General features: G+C 64.8%; 16 protein-coding genes. 10 read left to right on the plus strand and 6 right to left on the minus strand.

What is annotated here, in order from left to right; all coding sequences use genetic code 11:
• Window positions 1-2: 2 nt before the first annotated feature.
• The 5 genes from ABFE16_12585 to ABFE16_12605 form a co-directional block, all read right to left on the minus strand.
• Window positions 3-1,973, minus strand: a complete 1,971-nt coding sequence (locus ABFE16_12585) for a hypothetical protein (protein MEN6346127.1) — start codon at window positions 1,971-1,973, stop codon at window positions 3-5.
• Window positions 1,974-2,111: 138 nt separating this feature from the next.
• Window positions 2,112-2,591 carry a DUF2752 domain-containing protein gene (locus ABFE16_12590; GenBank protein ID MEN6346128.1) on the minus strand — a complete coding sequence of 160 codons (480 nt, stop codon included), beginning with the start codon at window positions 2,589-2,591 and terminating at the stop codon, window positions 2,112-2,114.
• Window positions 2,588-3,793 carry an acetate/propionate family kinase gene (locus tag ABFE16_12595; protein ID MEN6346129.1) on the minus strand — a complete coding sequence of 402 codons (1,206 nt, stop codon included), beginning with the start codon at window positions 3,791-3,793 and terminating at the stop codon, window positions 2,588-2,590. The genes ABFE16_12590 and ABFE16_12595 overlap by 4 nt, the downstream gene beginning before the upstream one ends.
• Window positions 3,794-3,888: 95 nt before the next feature.
• Entirely contained in the window at window positions 3,889-5,412 is a 1,524-nt protein-coding gene (locus ABFE16_12600) for a FlgT C-terminal domain-containing protein (protein ID MEN6346130.1), read from the minus strand.
• Between the two features lie 133 nt (window positions 5,413-5,545).
• Entirely contained in the window at window positions 5,546-6,385 is an 840-nt protein-coding gene (locus ABFE16_12605; GenBank protein ID MEN6346131.1) for a sugar phosphate isomerase/epimerase family protein, read from the minus strand.
• A gap of 140 nt (window positions 6,386-6,525) precedes the next feature.
• Here ABFE16_12605 and ABFE16_12610 point away from each other — a divergent pair, with 140 nt between their 5' ends.
• The 5 genes from ABFE16_12610 (at window position 6,526) to hisA (ending at window position 10,328) form a co-directional block, all read left to right on the plus strand.
• Window positions 6,526-7,749 carry a hypothetical protein gene (locus ABFE16_12610; protein MEN6346132.1) on the plus strand — a complete coding sequence of 408 codons (1,224 nt, stop codon included), beginning with the start codon at window positions 6,526-6,528 and terminating at the stop codon, window positions 7,747-7,749.
• Window positions 7,750-7,800: 51 nt separating this feature from the next.
• Window positions 7,801-8,280, plus strand: a complete 480-nt coding sequence (locus tag ABFE16_12615; protein MEN6346133.1) for a thioredoxin family protein — start codon at window positions 7,801-7,803, stop codon at window positions 8,278-8,280.
• A 174-nt stretch (window positions 8,281-8,454) separates the two neighbouring features.
• On the plus strand, window positions 8,455-8,793 hold the full coding sequence (locus ABFE16_12620; GenBank protein ID MEN6346134.1) for a hypothetical protein: 339 nt from the start codon (window positions 8,455-8,457) through the stop codon (window positions 8,791-8,793).
• A 166-nt stretch (window positions 8,794-8,959) separates the two neighbouring features.
• Window positions 8,960-9,565 (plus strand): imidazole glycerol phosphate synthase subunit HisH, encoded by a 606-nt coding sequence (hisH, locus tag ABFE16_12625; protein MEN6346135.1) that lies wholly within the window; start codon window positions 8,960-8,962, stop codon window positions 9,563-9,565.
• 37 nt (window positions 9,566-9,602) lie between these two features.
• On the plus strand, window positions 9,603-10,328 hold the full coding sequence (gene hisA / locus ABFE16_12630) for a 1-(5-phosphoribosyl)-5-[(5-phosphoribosylamino)methylideneamino]imidazole-4-carboxamide isomerase (protein ID MEN6346136.1): 726 nt from the start codon (window positions 9,603-9,605) through the stop codon (window positions 10,326-10,328).
• A 100-nt stretch (window positions 10,329-10,428) separates the two neighbouring features.
• Here the strand turns inward: hisA and ABFE16_12635 are convergent, their stop codons facing one another.
• Window positions 10,429-12,915, minus strand: coding sequence for an SGNH/GDSL hydrolase family protein (locus ABFE16_12635; protein MEN6346137.1), 2,487 nt, complete (start codon window positions 12,913-12,915; stop codon window positions 10,429-10,431).
• 160 nt (window positions 12,916-13,075) lie between these two features.
• Between ABFE16_12635 and ABFE16_12640 the strand changes: the two genes are divergently transcribed.
• The 5 genes from ABFE16_12640 to ABFE16_12660 all read left to right on the plus strand — a co-directional run.
• Complete coding sequence (locus ABFE16_12640) at window positions 13,076-13,570, plus strand: tetratricopeptide repeat protein (protein MEN6346138.1); 495 nt, start codon at window positions 13,076-13,078, stop codon at window positions 13,568-13,570.
• 63 nt (window positions 13,571-13,633) lie between these two features.
• A complete protein-coding gene (locus tag ABFE16_12645; GenBank protein ID MEN6346139.1) occupies window positions 13,634-14,212 on the plus strand; it encodes a type II secretion system F family protein in 579 nt (192 codons plus the stop codon).
• 105 nt (window positions 14,213-14,317) lie between these two features.
• Window positions 14,318-15,283 carry a copper amine oxidase N-terminal domain-containing protein gene (locus ABFE16_12650; GenBank protein ID MEN6346140.1) on the plus strand — a complete coding sequence of 322 codons (966 nt, stop codon included), beginning with the start codon at window positions 14,318-14,320 and terminating at the stop codon, window positions 15,281-15,283.
• Between the two features lie 183 nt (window positions 15,284-15,466).
• A complete protein-coding gene (locus ABFE16_12655; GenBank protein ID MEN6346141.1) occupies window positions 15,467-16,468 on the plus strand; it encodes an asparaginase in 1,002 nt (333 codons plus the stop codon).
• 37 nt (window positions 16,469-16,505) lie between these two features.
• Window positions 16,506-17,317 (plus strand): Gfo/Idh/MocA family oxidoreductase (locus ABFE16_12660; protein MEN6346142.1); only part of this gene is annotated, 812 nt, incomplete at its 3' end.

A 17,317-nucleotide genomic window follows, 5' to 3' on the forward strand; every position in this document is an offset into this window, starting at 1 on the left:
CTCTACTCACGATACAGGGTGTAGTACAGCCGATAGCTCCCCGTGTCGCCGTTGTTGGAGAAGACGATCGTCCGGTTCATGCTAGAGTTCGGCCCCAGCATCGACTGCAAGGTGGCGTTGCTCCAGTACTCGCGCCTCTCGCCCAGGAAGTCGGGGTCGCCGCCAAACCAGGAGGCGATGTAGTCGATCGCGTCCGAGAGGAAGTCCAGCACCGCCTCGACAATGCTGCCGGCGGCGCTGCCCCAGATCGCTCCCACGATCGCTCCGGCAACATCGCCCACGAAGCCGATGAAGGACTGCACGGCGTCCACGTCTCCGGCATCCCATTCATACAGTCGCGTGGTCAGCGCAAGGCCGTACTTCACGTCTCCCCAGTTGCCGTCCGGCTTGAAGACGCTCTGGTCACTGGCCTTGTAGTTCTTCTCGTCACCATCGTCGAAGCCGCCGTACTCGTCCGTGTTCTTCTTCCACACATAGCCGTCCGCGACGACCGCCCAGAAGGTGACGATCTCGTCATGGCCCCACCATTCTGGGTTCGACTCATCGTCGCAGCGCATCTTGGTGAAGACGATCCGATAGTGTGGTATCCCAACCTCGTAGATCCTCGAGTCGCTGTTGGGGGTGTTGTAGATCTGCACCTGGATGCCGTACTGCCCCGGCACAAGACGCACCGGAATCTGCAGCCGCAGTTGCGTCTCGCTCTCCACGGTTGCCGTTGTCCAATAGTCATGCGGATCGGCGAGATCCAGCAGCGTCATCCTGATGTAGTGAGTCTTGCCGGGCTGGAAGTTGTGGCCATTGAGGTACACCCATTGCGACGGCTCCTGCCCGGAGGGTGTGATACTGTCGATCACAGGCTGCGGCTTCGGCGGCTCCGCGACTCGCACGGAAACCTGGTTCGAAGGAGCATCCTTCACCACTACCTGCACATGCCAGTACCCGGGCGTGATAGTGGCCGGAAGATTGAAGGCCAGGCGTCCCGCGCCTGCGATGGTCGAGGTGATGCGGTACGTCGGCGTGGTCGCGCCGCCGCTCGCCGGGTAGATCTCGACATGGTTCTCGGCAGCCACGCCCGAGAAGCCGATCCCGGCCAGCACCAGGCTCTGGCCCTTCGCATAGCCTCCTGCCGGAGCGGTCGGCTCCACGTGGTCGATGTGAGGGTACGGAGCCACCACGATCAGCGGCTGCATACCCACGACCTTCATCGCCGACGTGGGCTTGGCCGCGATCAGGGCCTGTCTGGCATCGGCCTTCGTGACCGCTCCCATCGGTGGCGCCTGCAAAGAACTGAAGCGCGCCTGCTTCTGTGCCGGGGGGATCGCGCCGAAATCGCCCACGAACTTCTGCAGCGTCGCACGCGAGACTCCGGGGTGCCTGGCAAGAGCTGCGGCGAAGACCTGGTCAAGCTCATTCGTGTCCGTTGCTCCGCCGAGGTTCCTTCGTGCCAGTTGCGCCAGAATCGGTGTCAGACCATCCCTGCCGCCCGACCCCATCGAGGAGGGGTCCTGGGGTATCGCCGGGTTCAGCGGACGCTTGCTGACCCGATCGCCGGTACCCAGGAACACCGCCATCTCACCCTTGAGCTCCCCCGTGAGGCCGGCCGTTGCGGTGATCGTGATGTTGTAGACTTGCCCCCGGGTAGCCTTGAACTCCACCGTCAGCGGTGGCGGCCCCATCTTCGAGGCAGGACGCATGCCCGCCGACGACACCTCAAGCCGGAGAGGTATCGTCGAGCCCCAGTTAGCACCGGCTGTGTGATCGCCATCCTTCACGGGTTTGAACTGATAGCTGAAGGTCGTCACCCTTGGCCCCAGCGTGAAGGGCACAATGACGCGTTGCGTGGGGCTCACCAGGGCCATCCCTGGCTTCACCGTCGGCACCGTCGGCCGGGTTATCGGCCCGGGCTGCGCACATGCCGAAACACAGATCGCGACGGCTACCAGGACAACCAGAACCGTCCACCGTCCACCCATTCCATCCACCTCCGCAAGCCGTTTGGTACGGCAAGTCTACTCCCGAACTTCAACGGGAGAAGGGCACTTCCTGCGGGCAGGACGGAATATTTACGGTTTGGTGAGCAGTCTGGGTGGATTGTGTACGCCGAGGGTGACCTAAAGGAGAACGCGAAGAAGATTGACCGCCCAGCCGCCGAGGAGCACCAGAAACGCGATCTGGGTCATCCGCACAAGACCTGTCAGTTCGGGGATCGGGCGTCGGCCCGTCACGCAGCATTCCAGCGCCCACAACGCCACTACCCAGGTCACTGTATAGGCAGCCGGCCCCAGCACATGGGCCTCAAAGGCCTGTGCCACGTGCCCTTGCGCCATCGCGACAAAGGCCCTCGTCATCCCGCACAGCGGACACGGCAGTCCGGTCAGCAGGCGAAAAAGGCACGGCGGCCCCAGGAGCCGGAAGGCAGCAGGCTCTCCCTGTGCGCTCGGTACCAGAACAAAGGACAACGCCGGCATCGACGCTGTCACGACCAGCAGGGCCAGCGCTCCCAGTCGGTTCGCCAGCCTCGGACGACGCAGCCACCAGGGCATGGCGCGAGAGACCGGCGCAGCTTCGCCCAGGTCGGCCGGAAGGGTCACACCGGTTCACCTTGCACAACCGCCAGAGTATCGCGGGCGATCACCAGTTCCTCATTCACCGTCACCACCGCGATCTGTCCCCGGCTTGAGGAGGTCGACAGAATCGCCTCGCCCTCGGACTGCATGTTCTTGTCCTGGTCAAGCTCCAGGCCCATGAACTCCAGGTCGCCGCAGATGGCCTCGCGGACCTGCGGCGCCTTCTCGCCGATGCTTCCTGCGAAGATCAGCACATCGACGCCGCCCATGGCCGCCGCGTAGGCACCCACATACTTCCGCGCCCGATGCGCATGAGCCGCCAGGGCCAGCCGCGCCTGGCCATGACCCTCCTCTGCCGCAGCAATCACCTCGCGCAGGTCGGCGCTCAGGCCGCTGATCCCCAGCCATCCGCTCCGCTTGTTCAGCACTTCGGTCATCTCCTCGGGCGTGTAGCCCTCCTTGCTCATCAGAAAGGGGATCACCGCGGCGTCGAGGTCACCGGCACGAGTGCTTTGCACGAGACCTTCCTGGGGCGTGAAGCCCGTGCTCACCTCCACCGACCGCCCATGGTCATACGCATTGGCCGTGTTGCCGCTCCCCATCATGAGCGTCACGACCTTGAGTTCCTCGACCGGCTGGCCCAGCAGCAGCCCGGCACGCTCGAAGGCCGACCGGAAGGCCAGACCGTGGAACCCATACTTGCGAATCCGGAGCTTCCGGCTCAGCTCATAGGGAAGCGCGTAGGTGTAGACCTCAGGCGCGAGGGTATGGTGCAGGGCGTTGTCGAAGACGCATACGTGAGGGCAGTGGGGCATGGCCGCCTGGCAGGCCTGAATTCCCGCGAGGTTGTGCGGGTTGTGCAGGGGCGCCAGCTCAGCGAACTCCTCGATCGCCGCCAGCACCTCCGGCGTCGCGAGAACCGATCCCGAGTAGCGGTCACCGGCGTGCAGCACCCGGTGACCCACTGCATCGACCTGCGCCAGGGACTCCAGCGGACCGCCCTCAGGCAGCACCAGCATCCGCAGCATCAAGTCGACTGCCCTGGCGTGCGAGGTCACCTCCATCTCCACCACGGTCTCGTCGTCGTCCTCGGCCTCGTGCGTCAGCAGAGCGTCCTGATGACCGATCCGCTCCACCTGGCCCTTTGCGACGGCCTCGCCGCGGGGCATGTCGAGGAGTTGGTACTTGAGGGAGGAAGACCCACAGTTGACGACCAGTACAAGCATCCGCTACACCTGCTGTCCCAGGAAGTCACGCCCGAAACCACAGCGACCGGCTACCCTTCAGGACAGCCGGCCGCCGACACTTCACCTAACCGCCTTCAGTCCAGCACGACGATCTGTCCGACCTGGAGGTTCGCCTCGGGCGTCTGCTCGATGATATCACATCGGCTCGACTTGTCGAACACCTCCGCCACCTTGAGCCGGGCGACCCGCGTCCGGATCGTCTCGATCAGCTTGCCGGTGTCCGGGTCCCGCAGCTCCCGGCTCAGCCATACGCTGAAGGTGTCTCCCAGCCGGGCTCCCTGCTCCTTGCCGAAGGCGATGTAGGCCACCTGTCCGTCGGCCACCAGGATCTTGGCGGTGGTGGCAGTGACCTCCTCCGGCGGGTTCGCCGCAGCGATGAGCTCTTCACCAGGTACCGGAAGCATCGCCCGCATCGCCAGGACGTCGCAGAACTCGGTGGTCTCCCGGCGAGCGATGTCCATCGCCTCAGTCGCACGCAGGCGTACCTCGTACTCATCTTCCTCGGCGTCGTAGTTGTCTATCCGGTCGATCTTGTACCAGCGGTAGTCGAAGCCCCTGACCTCGTCCTCCTCCTCCGACTCCTGGCTCCCCTCGATCTTGTAGCTGATCAGACGCTCGCCCTTCGTGGCATCCACAAGGGTTATCTCGCCGGCCATCGAGGTCGTGTAGTTCCGCACCTGGTACGGCGCAGCCCACACCAGATCCGGGTCGGCGACCTTCTTGCTCACGGTTCGCCCCTTCCCGGCCTGGTCTGCTCGGTAGTCGTCGAGCCGTTGCTGGGCCTCCTGGGAGGTCATCGTGCGGTTGCTCTTCTTGAACTCGGTATGCTCCCTGCACTTGGTCGAAGCATCCGTGATCGTTGCGAAGGCCAGGGCCTGCACCTTCAGCTCCCGGGCCAGCTCCTGGATCTGCTTGAGCGTCGTGACACTCGACGGAGTCGATGCCGACATCGCCTCCCGTCCCACCACCTCGAAGGCCCGCAGTTCCACCAGACCGCGGTAGAGCGCCGATTCTGCGGCGTTGCCTACACCCGCGAAGGCACGCTCGGCCAGCGAGGGCAGGCACGCGATCGCGCGGATGCGGCGCAGATCGGCCACGGGATGCGTAATGGGTTTGGCCAGCGGGAACTGGTCCAACGCCGTGGCCTCGGTGAGCAGCGCATCCACCAGCTTCTTCGTCGGCGCAGTGATGAGCATCTTGATGCTGTACAGCGCGGGCTTCTCCCCGGGTACCGACTTCGACGCAATCATCATCTCCGTCTCTGAGAGTACCTCGGGGGAGACCGGGAACTCGGCCTGCCAGCTCGGGTGGAGCGCAACGCCCTTCGGGTCCGACTTGATCAGGAACAGCACCAGCGGCACGTATCCGGGCGGCAGCGTGAGACTCGCGCGGTCCGTGTCAGGGCTGACCCACAAGACGTACTTGGGCTTCACCTTGGTGAGCCAGTTCTCATAGCTGCTCCGCTCCAGGTTTGAGACGATCAGCACCGTTCCCTTGACCGTCTGGCGCGGAATGACCGGACCGCCGGCATAGGCCAGCGACACCCCAACCGTCCCTAACAGGATGCAGGCGACCAACAACCGCACAAACCTCGTCATACTCCTCATCTCCTCAGCGGACCCCGTTCACGGCATCCACAATCGAAAAGGCAGCAGGCCGGACGCAAGGCCCGCAGATCTCCCACGGAAGCGCCCGGCCCACCTGACAGCGTATCCTTCTGCGTCCCGTAGGCTACAAAGTCCGCAGGAAGTCGACGGCCTTCTGGATGTCACCTACCGGGTCCTCACCGGTCTCGCGCTCGATGGCGAAGTACCCGTCGTACCCGGCCTCGCGCAGGTATCCCACATACCGAGGCCAGTCTACCCAACCGGTTCCGAGCGGAACCTCCTGGCGCTTGCCGTCCTCATGCACCAGCGCGTCCTTGGCATGGGTATGCACGATCACGTCTGCTAGGGCACGGGCGCCCTCGTTGGGCTGGTACCGCTCGATCCACTTCTCGCGCTGGTAGGTCTCGCCGGCCAGTTGGCAGGCACGCGCTCCCCACAGGATCATGTTCGCCGGGTCCCAGTTCACGCGAATCGCCTTGCTGCCGACCTCGGTGATGACACGCCGCAGCACATAGGGAGGCTCCGGTCCGGTCTCGATTGCCAGGCAGGCGCCGACCTGCTCACCGCGCTCAGCAATCTGACCCATGCCGTCGACGACGCGAGCCCAGCCCGGCTCCTTTGCGTCTTCCGGCATGACGCCGCAGTGGCCCTGCCAGATCCCGCAGCCCAGATCGGCCGCGAGCTCGAGGTTCTTCTTGCCCCATTCGACGTTTTCCTGCCAGTCCTTGTCTACCGTCAGGTCCACTTCGCCGCCCCAGCAGGAGATCGCCGAGACCTCCAGCCCGAGGCCCTTCACGTGTGCGACGAGTTCCTTCCGAGCCGCTGCGTCCATCGTGCGGGCGTCCCAGGGGCCGCCTGCCGTGATGTGGATACCCGGTACACCAAGCTCCACAACCTTCTTCATGGCTTCGTATCGTTCCATTCGCAGGTTGCCGAGCATGACTGCTATCTTGAGTCCGGCCATTGTCTACGCCTCCTGAAGTCTTTTGAGGTGTCACACGATTCCCCATCCATGCCCCTCAGACCTGCCCGTGTGGCCAAGAAGGTTACGCGACCGACGCAGGGAATACCCGACCATACCCCTACAGAGCCTCGGAGGCCCTCATGTCCAGGGACATCACGATCCTGCACGACCTCGCCGCCCGCTACGTCGACATCTGCAACCAGCTCGTCAACGACGAGCGGCGTGACCTGTGGCGACGTCACAACAGCCTTGAGCGCACCCGTCCTCTGGTGCTGTGCAACTGGCTCGCCACCTGGTATGAGGCCGCCGAGTCCAAGACCGAGTGTGAAGACCCCTTCTACCGCGCTCATGAGACCTGGCTGCGACAGCGCCTCTTCCAGGACTCGATCGGCGACGACCAGATCTTCGAGCCCTTCATCACTCAGCGCGCGAGCCTCTACTCGCCTCCTCACAGCCACTGGGGCGTTCCCTATGGGCGTATCCGTGGCGATGTCCCGGGCGGCTCCTGGAAGAACGATCCGCCGCTGCACAACCTGCGCGACCTGTCCATGCTGGCCGCTCCCCGGCACGAGGTCAACGAGGAGGCCACTGCCCGCAACGTCGCCAGACTCCAGGATGCAGTGGGCGACCTGCTTGAGGTCAGCGTCGACCGTGCCCCTCTCTGGTCGGGCTGGAATGCAGACATCTCCACCGACCTGGGCTATATCCGCGGCATCGACACCTTCATGCTCGACATGTATGACGACCCCGAGGGCCTGCACAAACTCGTGGGCTGGATGCGCGACGGAATTCTGCGGGTGCAGGACGAGGCCGAGGCCGCCGGCGACTGGAGCCTGTGCAACCACAACAATCAGGCTATGTGCTATGCGAAGGAGCTTCAGGGCCCGAAGGCCAACACGCCCTGCAAGCGCGAGGACCTCTGGGTCTTCTTCTCGGCCCAGGAGTTCACTCTCGTCTCGCCCAGGATGCACGACGAGTTCCTCCTGCAGTACCAGATCAGCCTCATGTCCAGGTTCGGCCTCTCGGCCTACGGCTGCTGCGAGGACCTCACCGAGAAGATCGACATGCTGCGGCAGATCCCCAACCTCCGGCGCATTGGTGTGACTCCTCGGGCCGACGTACGCCGGTCTGCCGAGCAGATCGGCGAGGACTACGTCTTCTCCTGGCGCCCGAATCCCTCCGAGATGATCTGCTGTGGCTTCGACCCCGAGCATGTCCGCAAGGTCGTCCGCGACGCGATGGAGGCCTCGAAGGGTTGCCACGTCGATATCACGCTCAAAGACGTGCAGACCGTCGAGCATGACACCAGCCGTCTCCGCCGCTGGGTCGAGACCGTCCGCTCCGTAACCGACGACTACGCCTAGCGGGTGCCCATGAGCCGTCCTCGCACCCTCCAACAGGAGCCAAGATCCGCCGTGGTCAACAATAACTGGGTTCTGCTGATCCTTGTGATAGCACTTCTGGCGGGCGTCATCGCCGCCAAGGCCTACAAGTCCCATGCAGGCACGCCGGTGACGCCGACAGCCGGCGAGACCTCCTCCGTGCCCTCTGCAGTGCCCGAGAGTAGCACGGTTCCGGAGGCGGAGAACACTGCCGCCGATGTTTCGACCGAGGGCCTTCCCAGGCTGATCGAGCTCGGATCAACGGGCTGCATCCCCTGCGAGCATATGGCCCCGATCATCGATAGCCTCAGAACGGAGCTCAAGGGCAAGGTCACCGTCGAGTTCATCAACGTCGGCGAGCATCCAGAGGCTATCGACAAGTACGCCATCCAGACCATCCCGGTTCAGGTCTTCCTCGATGCTTCCGGCAAGGAGCTCTTCCGGCACACGGGTGTGTTCGAGAAAGACGAAATCCTCGCGAAGCTGCGAGAACTGGGAATGCTGCCGCAGTAGCACGAGCGGCCCGGCGTGGTCAAGCTCAGATCACCTACGACTCGGCGCACCAGACCGTCACCCTTCAGCGCAGCAAGCGTCCTGCCAACCCTTAGCGACCTGCCCGACGGGTTCACACCACACCTTCACCTCGTGCTCGGCCCTGCCTGAGCACGCGAACTCGGAGCCTTACCCATGTCCACCGTCAAAGGCACAATCCACGCCGGCGTCTGCGGCTTCGTAACCACGGTCACGGCCTCCTGCGAGGACGGCCAGAACGTGACCCTCGATATCCAGACTGACTGCCCGAACATGCAGTGCCTGTCCGCTGCCCTGCCGCCGGTGATCGACTGCTATGCCCAGCTTGGCGGGGGCTATGAGGGCGACTTCTACCAGGCTGCCCGCACCTGCCTCAAGGGCTGCTGCTGTGGCGGCTGCGTAGTCCCGCCCGGGCTGTTCAAGGCGATGCAGGTCTCCGCCGGCGTCGCCCTGCCTCAGACCGTGACTATGGAGTTCGTCAAGACGGGGGACTGACGCCCCGTGGCTTACTCCTCCCTCCGCAGTCGCCTGCCTTGCCGACACTTGGCGCCCCGTCTATAATGTGCCGACACGCTACTGCGACGCGAAGCAGCGCGAGTCTGTGCACTGCAGGCCATCACCGGGACCTCGGCAGCGCCCCGGTTCACTTACGGATGAAACCATGATCGCACTGATTGACTACGGGATGGGCAACCTCGGCAGCGTCTCCAAGGCCCTGGCGAGGGTAGGCTGCGAGGCGCGAATCACCGATGACCCCGACGTTGTCGTCGGCGCAGACGGTGTCGTCTTGCCCGGCGTCGGCGCCTTCGACGACTGCATCACGAACCTCACCGACCGGGGCCTCGCCGCCGCCGTCAAGAAGGCCGTCGCTGCAGGCACTCCCTTCCTCGGAATCTGCCTGGGCCTGCAGATGCTCTTCGACTCCAGCGAGGAAGGCAAGCTCCCCGGTCTGGGCATCATCCCCGGCAAGGTCGTCCGCTTCACTCACGACCTCAAGATCCCGCAGATCGGCTGGAACCAAATCGACCTCAAGCTGCCCGCACCGCATCTCAAGGACGTGCCCGACAAGTCCTGGGTCTACTTCGTCCACTCCTACTACGTGGTCCCCGAGGACCCCTCCATCGCAGCCACCACCACTGACTACGGCTACGAGTTCGTGAGCGCGATCTGGAAGGACAACATCTTCGCCTCGCAGTTCCACCCCGAGAAGAGCCAGGCGGTGGGGTTGAAGATCCTGAGCAACTTCGCCGCCTTCGTTGAGGGGTAGGCCCGTCTCCAGCAATCACACTTCCGGGAGCCAGTCCATGCTCATCCTGCCCGCCATTGACCTGTCGGACGGTAAGTGCGTTCGCCTCAAGCAAGGCGACATGAACCAGAAGACCGTCTTCTCCGATGACCCCGCGCAGATGGCGGTTCGCTGGGCCGACGCCGGTGCTCAGGTGCTGCACCTCGTCGACCTCGACGGTGCCATGGTCGGTCGCTCGGCGAACCTGGAGGCCGTCGAACGCATCCTCAAGGCCATCAGGATCCCCGTTGAGCTTGGTGGAGGCCTGCGGACCCGCGACGACGTCGCTCGCGTGCTTGATCTGGGTGTGAAGTGGGCCATCATGGGCACCAGCGCGCTCTCGAAGCCCCAGGAACTGAAGCGCTGCCTCAAGGAGTTCGGCGACCGCATCACCGTTGGCATCGACGCCCGCGACGGCCGCGTGGCGGTCCAGGGATGGACGGAAACCAGCGACGTCTCGGCTCTCGACCTCGCTCGCAAGATGGAGGAACTGGGCGTCCGCCGGATCATCTTCACCGACATCGCCACCGACGGCATGCTGGCCGGTCCCAATGTCGAGAGCACTCGCGCCCTGGCCGAGGCCGTGTCCGTGGACATCATCGCCTCCGGCGGCGTAACTACCCTCAATGACCTTCGTGTCCTCAAGGCCCTGGAGCCCCTGGGCGTCGTCGGCGCCATCGTCGGTCGCGCCCTCTACAGCGGCACCATCGACCTCGCCGAGGCAATCGCCGAGGCCGGCTCCTAAGGCCGCAGTTGCCCACAACCTATCGCCGGAATCAGAGGCGGCACGAAGTGCCTTGCGCACCCGTGCCGCCTTTCGCGTTCTGCCTTCGGTCCCGCTGCGACTATTCGCCCACTACCTCGTAAGTGCCCCGACCGGTTCCGCCAAAGGTCACCTGACCTGCCGTTACCTGCTCCGGACTCACCGTCAGGCCGCCCGAGCAGGACACCCAGGGACGGTTTCGGTAGGGCGCGGTGAAGCTGATCGTCTCGCCGGGGAAGGCCTCGCCGACCAGCCGGCGCTCCTGGTTCGCGTTGCTGCGAGCGTCGTAGGCGTACACGCCCAGGATTGCCACAGGACGATCCGTCGCCTCAAGCCGGACCGTGTGCCAGCCGAAGCCAAGCCCCAGGATGCCCTTGCGATTCTCAAGGAAGTTCTGTTTCTGGTCGAGGTCGACGAAGGGCACGTTGGTCGCCTGCACCAGCCTCTCCACACCATCCACCAGCACCCGCAGCGTTCCACCCTCGGCAGCATCCACATAGGCCACCGACAGATCGGTGCACAGCGAGTTCACCGTGAAGGCCTGACCCGGCTGCAGGACCGCCTGCTGCGATCCGTAGGGGGAGCCCCAGTCCGAAGCGAAGGGCTCAACCTTCGTGCCTGCCAGGTCCCAGCGAGGGTTGCTGACCGGGATAGACTGGCGCCCCGGACACACCTTCGCATCGACCGCACTGAGGTGAGCGCCCGTCCCGGCGAACTCCAGGATGTGGCGGTCACCGAGCCGGCAATTCCCCACCCGCTGCACAGAGTTGCGGAGGTTCCGGCCCATGTTGAGACCGCGAGAGGGCACCTCCTTGCCGTCCACGTAGACCTTGGTCGGCCCTTCCTGTGCCGAGCCCCAGCAGTTCATCACCGTGTCCTCAAAGATGAACCTGTTGTTCTTCAGCCGCGGGCTCTTGTCGTCGAAGGTCAGCATCTCACCTTCCCAGCCATAGCTGTTCGGATGCATGCGCTCGGGAAGCTGAAGCTGCGCCTGGCCTGCCTCGATTGGGTCCCAGCACTCGAAGGCCTTCTCCAGTTGCTTGAACCACATGTAGTGCGCCGCCGCCTGCGGGTGTCCGTCCGAGGGCACCAGTGCATTCCGGCTGCACCAACGCATCAGCCCGTCTTCGATGACGTCGTAGTCCATCACCGGAATCTGATACCGCAGTGCCAGGGCCGCCAGGTCGCCCACGTTAGGCGTGTAGCTCCCGGAGTTCTGGAACTGGCAGAACAGGAACTCGGTCCCGGGGTAGTGGCGCTGGATCCACCGGATCATGCCCTCGAAGACCGCCGCCTCGTCGGGGGTGTCGGTCTTCTCATTTGCGCCGCTGCCGAAGATCACCAGGTCCGGCCTCGGTCCTTCCGGCCGAGTGAACAGCTCCGGGTACAGCTCTTGCCAGGTCTTGCCGGTCGGGTGGCCGTTCGCGTCCTCACCCGGTGGCAGCGACAGCGAGCAGTACTCCGCCAGCCCCGAGTGCGCCTCACCCACACAGGAGCCGTCGCAGGCCATGAAGTTGAGACAGATCTTGCTCACCGGCAGGTTGAACTTGCGCATTAGCTCCAGCCGCAGGCGGCCTGCGTAGTCGTGATAGTGCTGCCACCAGCCGATGTACCCGTCCAGATCGGGACGCCCCACCTTCGAGCCGTCGAAGTTGCCCTCGGCCAGCGGCTGCTTGAAGGTCGGCGAGGCTGGGTCCTCGTCATAGGGGTACATCTTCGGGTTCGCGCTGCCGCGGTCGATGCTCGACCCCATGAGCAGGATGTGGATCGGCTCGCCTTTCCACAGCTTCTGAATCGTGCGCGGAAGATACCGGTACTGCGGCCCCATCGGGCGACCGGGCAGATCCGCCGCTTCGCGCACCGAGAGCGTCGTCTCGGTTCCCTTCACCAGACACGGCGACCACACCCACACGTTCGCCGCTCCCGCGTTCTCGAACTCCACCTGGACCGCCACGGTGTTGATGTCCTCGGAGTGTGACACGTTCTCGTTGTGGAACCGGCCAACGACCTCCACATCGGAGACTCGCAGCTCCACGGCGCCCACCTGGTCCGACTGCGCTTCCTTACTCGCCGCCACCACCAGCTCACCCCGCGAGTGCCGGGGGAAGGGCCGCTTGTCGGCGAAGCCAAAGTCGGCCGGCGACCAGGTGCCGTCCTCGCTATCGAGCTTCAGCACCTTCACGCGGGCTCGAAGCGTACCGGCTGCAGGCTGGTATCCGCCGACGACCAGGCTGAGATGGTCGCCGTGCGAGAGGCCCACCTCCGGCAAGGTCGCAAACTGCCACAGCTTCTTGCCGGGCGCAATCGAGACGAGGCCCTGGTTCCCGTAGGCCGGGCGCACCGCCGGGTCAACATGAGAGGGCCGTGTCACCGTGATGTCGCCCCAGGCGTCGGTGTTCCAGAAGGCGACGTTGTGCGAGCTGAAGCTGACCTTGTCTCCCAGCCGGTGGTTCTCGAAGGGGTGGAAGGCGAACTGCGGATTGGTCAGAAGATTGCTGGGTGGAGCAGACTGGGCGTGGGCAGCGGTAAGGCCGAGAGCCAAAGCAGCGACGGGAAGGAGCATGCGCATGGGTAAGCCACCTGGAGAACGGGATGGAAACAGGTTGGTAAGATTCTCCCCCTCGCGCGCCCTTCCTCCTCTGTCTCGTTTGCCCTGTTTGGCTACCTTTGCTATACTTCCCCCTGGCACTGATCGTGACCAGCGACGGCACCCGGGGAGCTGGTGCAAGATGCGCCTGTTTCGACGGAGCACGCCACAGACACCACGCGCCAGGTTCCGTGCCGGTACGCAGGCTCTGAACGCCGGGCGCTATGATGAGGCCGTAGCCCTGCTGACGGCTGTGTGCAAGGACGCGCCCGACAACCTTGGTGCCTTGCTCAATCTGGGCCTCGCCTACCACCGCCTGGGGCAGCATACCAAGGCGATCCAGGCCTTCGAGCGGGTCCACGAGCTCAATCCCCGCGAGCCGCGTGCCTACCTCAATCGAGCTGCCGCTGAGAACGCCCTGGGGCACCTCGACAAGGCCGAGCAGGCTCTCCTGCAGGCTCTGGAGATCGATCCGCGGCAGGTCGGCGTGCACTACAATCTCGCCGTGATCCACCTGAAGCGCAACCAGTACGCGAACGCCATGGCCGAGATGGAGCTTGAGTTGGCGGTCAACCCCGGTCATCGTGAGACCGAGATCGCCCTCCGAGCCCTGCGAGAACGCTTGATGCTGCGCTGAGGCCTCACCCGGTCGCCTTCTTGCGACCGGTCCCGGCAGATTCCACGAGCACTGAGGTGTTCCATGCCCCCGGAAGAGATGGACGTCGGCAATGCGGAGATGGCCCAGTTCTGCCGCCAGTTCTCCAGCCTCATGCACGCCCAGGTCAACATCATCGACATCTTCGAGGCCCTGCGTGAGCAGACCGGCAGTGCCCTGCTCCGCGAGATTCTCGACCACGTGCGCGAGGATGTGGAGATGGGCCGTACGCTGGCCACGGCCTTCAGCCGCTACCCGCAGGTCTTCTCTCCCTTCTTCATCAGCATGATCCGCCAGGGCGAGCTTGAGGGTGAGCTCGATCGCATCCTCACCGACCTTGCGACGCACTTCGAGACGCGCCTGGAGGATGGCGTCGATGCAACCCGACGCCGTGACACAGGCGGCTTTGACCTCGAGGGCATTGCCTCCGTCTTCCAGTGGATCTTCATCTGGTTCTCCGCGCTCCTGGGCTTCTGCGCCTTCGGCGGAGGCCTTGTCTATTACGCGACCGACATGGGTGCCATTCCCGGCCGGGTGCCCGCCAATATCGCCCTCTTCGTCGGCGTCATCATGTTCCTCGGAGTCCTGGTCTTCACCCGTGGCCGCCGTCGTCGAAGGGGGTAACCGCTGGCCGGGCCGAACCGCTTCCGTGGGGTTTCGTCTGATATGATGACAGGGGATACTTACAGGTAGACCCTGAGATCAGACGGGCGGAGGGGAGTGGGAAGCATGACACGGCTGACACCGACCGTCCTTGCACTATCGCTTCTTTTGCTCGTGGCGCTGGCCGCTGCGCAGGCCGACGGCACTACTGCGACACCCCAAACTGGCCAGTACCAGTTCTTCAATGAGGGCGGCTCCACGAGCCGTGCTATACCCAAACTCGGAGCCGGTGCCATCGGCATTCGCACACAGCCCGCTCCCGGCTCCTTCACCTGGCGCGGCGGCACTGACTACGTGCCTGGCCTGGGCCCCGGAAGCCTCATGCACACCGTGAAGCCCGGCACCGGTCAGCAGGCCACGCCACAGCAGCTCTTCGGCCCCGGCGGGATCCTCGAGTACAACCCGCCCTTGCCCTCCGGCTCATACCCCTTCAAGACGTACGACAACTACTTCTACTCCTACCCTTCCAACGACCCGCGCTGGAACCGGGGCTACAACAACTACAACAACTACGCCCCCTACGGGACAGACCAGTCAGGCTATGGCGCCTGGTACCCGCCCGCGACGCAGGGCGCAGGCACTGCCGCTACCACGCCGACCACTGGTGCCGCCAACACGCAGGCCAACACCGAGCAGCCCGCCGCGATCACCTGGAACGGCCTGCTCTACGTCCCGACCCGCGACTACTTCCTTGCCCTCGGAGTCACCGCCTACTGGGACGAGACCCGGCGCAGCGCCGTCGCCGTCCTCAAGGATGGGCGAACGGTGGTCCTGCCCCTGGAGGGGACCACGCTCTACGTCGACAATAAACCCGTCACTATGACAGCCGGCACCGCCGTGATCGGCGGAGTGATGATGGTTCCGATGCTGGCTCTCTCGGAAGCTCTGAGCATCTCTCTCCAGTATGACGAGGCCAGCGGCATGGTCTACCTGGTTCCCCTGCCGACACCGGCCGCAAGAACCGAGACGAAGCCTGCGACCGAGACCAAGCCCGCAACCGCAAGCCGGGGCGGAACCGGCCAGACTCCCTGACGTCCGCGAGACTCTTCCTGACCTTCCCGCCTCCTGACGCTCACGGGGACAGCGCCCACAAGGGCCTGTCCCCGCTGAGTGTCTACGACCCTCTCGTCGGCCGAGAAGGGACCCCGCACCTTCGCGGAGAAGGGGACACCCCAGTTCGTCCAACCTACGTCTACCGGATTGGCAGGTTCAGCCATGCCCGAAGCCCTCGCCCATGTGACACGCGGTGACTTGATCGAGTGCATCCATTACGGTGACCTTGCAGTCTGCGACGCCGCCGGCAAGCTCGTGGCTTCCGTCGGCGATCCCTCGCGCCGGGTCTACTGGCGCTCTTCCGCCAAGCCGATTCAGGCCCTTGGCGTCGTGCAGAGCGGGGCAGCGGATCGCTTCGCTTTCACTGCCCGCGAGTTGTCCGTGTGCTGCGCCTCCCACAGCGGCTCAGCAGAGCATGTGGAGACCGTCCGCGGCATCCTCGCCAAGATCGGCCTCGATGAGACCGCGCTGCAGTGCGGCACTCACTGGCCGGGTGACACGGCCGAGCGCAACCGGCTCATCAAGGCCGACGCAAGTCCCTCTCCGGTCCACAACAACTGCTCCGGCAAGCACAGCGGCATGCTGGCCTCGACCGTAGCCTGGGGAGCCGACCCGGGCGGCTACCTCGCCCTCGACCACCCGGTGCAGAAGCGCATCTACGAGAACCTCTCGCTGCTGTCCGGCGTCCCCGTGGCAGACATCCCCTGCAGTGTCGACGGCTGTGGTGCGCCGACTCATGCCATGAGCCTGCAGGCCATGGCGACGGCCTTTGCCCGGCTGGCGTGGCCTGACGAGATGCCGGAGCCGATCCAGCAGGCTGCACCACGAATCGTCGCCGCCATGGCCGCCGATCCGGTGATGGTGAGCAGTCGCGGGAGCTTCAACAGCCTTCTGCTTGGGGCCGGGATGGGTCGCATCGTCGCCAAGGGAGGCGCTGAGGGCCTTTTCGTCCTCGGCGTCACCACGCGCGGACTGGGGATTGCCGTGCGCACCTCGGACGGCAGTGGCCGCTGCCATCCGCCGGTCGTCTTGCACCTTCTGGCTTCCCTGGGTTGCCTGGAGCGCGACCTGGGCGAGGCCCTGGCCGACTTCGTGCGCCCCAAGATCACCAACTGCCATGGCGTGAGCGTCGGCGAGATCAGACCCACCTTCGAGCTTGCCTGAGTCTGCGAAACGTGCATCGCTGAAAAGGGGATTGTCTGTGAGCATCAAGGTAGGGCTGGCGGGAGCCGGAGCCGTCGCACGAGCACACCTGCGGGCCTTCGTCCGTCACCAGCAGGTCGAGGCCGTCCAGGTGGCAGACCCGTGCGCGGAGGCTCGTGACCGGCTGGCCGCCGAGTACGGAATCCTCCGCCGCAGTTGCGCTGACCTCGCCGAGCTCTTGGCCGACGAATCGCTGGAGCTCATCGACCTGTGCACGCCGCCGGAGCTTCATTGCGAGCAGGCCCTCGCGGCTCTTCGGGCCGCGAAGCACGTCATCGTCGAGACACCCCTGGCGCTGACGGTACAGGACTGTGACGAGATGATCCAGGTGGCCGCCGAGACCGGCCGCCACCTCTACTGTGCCCTCAACCACCGCTGGTTCCCCGCCCATCGACGCGCAGAGGAGGCTCTTGCGGCAGGCGAGATCGGTCGTCCCCTGCTCGGCATGGTCGCTGTTCTCGGCGATCAGCGACCGCTTGCCGCCGACCTTCCCAACTGGCGCGATTCCTGGCAGCAGGCAGCGGGCACCACCCTCCTTGAGAGTGGCTATCACGCGGTGTACCTGCTCCAGCGCTTCTTCGGACCGACGAGCGCCGTCACGGTAACCACCGGCAAGCTGAGCCAACCGGATAGCGAAGCCGAGGTCGCTGCCGACGATACCTGCCTGGTGGCGCTGGAGATGCAGAGTGGAGCCCTGTGCAACGTGGTGGTCACCTACGCCGCTGCTGGTGACCGCTGGAGTGAGGAGCGTCGTCTGATTGGTTCCGAGGGTTCGCTTCTGATCCGGGACAATCCCGAGGACGAGATGCC

The sequence above is a fragment of the Armatimonadia bacterium genome, assembly GCA_039679385.1.
GTDB lineage: Bacteria > Armatimonadota > Zipacnadia > Zipacnadales > JABUFB01 > JAJFTQ01.

Excerpts from the sequence above, each read along its gene's own strand:
- ABFE16_12585 (MEN6346127.1), bottom strand. The coding sequence starts at position 1,973 with ATGGGTGGACGGTGGACGGTTCTGGTTGTCCTGGTAGCCGTCGCGATC.
- ABFE16_12595 (MEN6346129.1), bottom strand. The coding sequence starts at position 3,793 with ATGCTTGTACTGGTCGTCAACTGTGGGTCTTCCTCCCTCAAGTACCAA.
- ABFE16_12600 (MEN6346130.1), bottom strand. The coding sequence starts at position 5,412 with ATGACGAGGTTTGTGCGGTTGTTGGTCGCCTGCATCCTGTTAGGGACG.
- ABFE16_12605 (MEN6346131.1), bottom strand. The coding sequence starts at position 6,385 with ATGGCCGGACTCAAGATAGCAGTCATGCTCGGCAACCTGCGAATGGAA.
- ABFE16_12610 (MEN6346132.1), top strand. The coding sequence starts at position 6,526 with ATGTCCAGGGACATCACGATCCTGCACGACCTCGCCGCCCGCTACGTC.
- ABFE16_12620 (MEN6346134.1), top strand. The coding sequence starts at position 8,455 with ATGTCCACCGTCAAAGGCACAATCCACGCCGGCGTCTGCGGCTTCGTA.
- hisH (MEN6346135.1), top strand. The coding sequence starts at position 8,960 with ATGATCGCACTGATTGACTACGGGATGGGCAACCTCGGCAGCGTCTCC.
- hisA (MEN6346136.1), top strand. The coding sequence starts at position 9,603 with ATGCTCATCCTGCCCGCCATTGACCTGTCGGACGGTAAGTGCGTTCGC.
- ABFE16_12635 (MEN6346137.1), bottom strand. The coding sequence starts at position 12,915 with ATGCGCATGCTCCTTCCCGTCGCTGCTTTGGCTCTCGGCCTTACCGCT.
- ABFE16_12640 (MEN6346138.1), top strand. The coding sequence starts at position 13,076 with ATGCGCCTGTTTCGACGGAGCACGCCACAGACACCACGCGCCAGGTTC.
- ABFE16_12645 (MEN6346139.1), top strand. The coding sequence starts at position 13,634 with ATGCCCCCGGAAGAGATGGACGTCGGCAATGCGGAGATGGCCCAGTTC.
- ABFE16_12650 (MEN6346140.1), top strand. The coding sequence starts at position 14,318 with ATGACACGGCTGACACCGACCGTCCTTGCACTATCGCTTCTTTTGCTC.
- ABFE16_12655 (MEN6346141.1), top strand. The coding sequence starts at position 15,467 with ATGCCCGAAGCCCTCGCCCATGTGACACGCGGTGACTTGATCGAGTGC.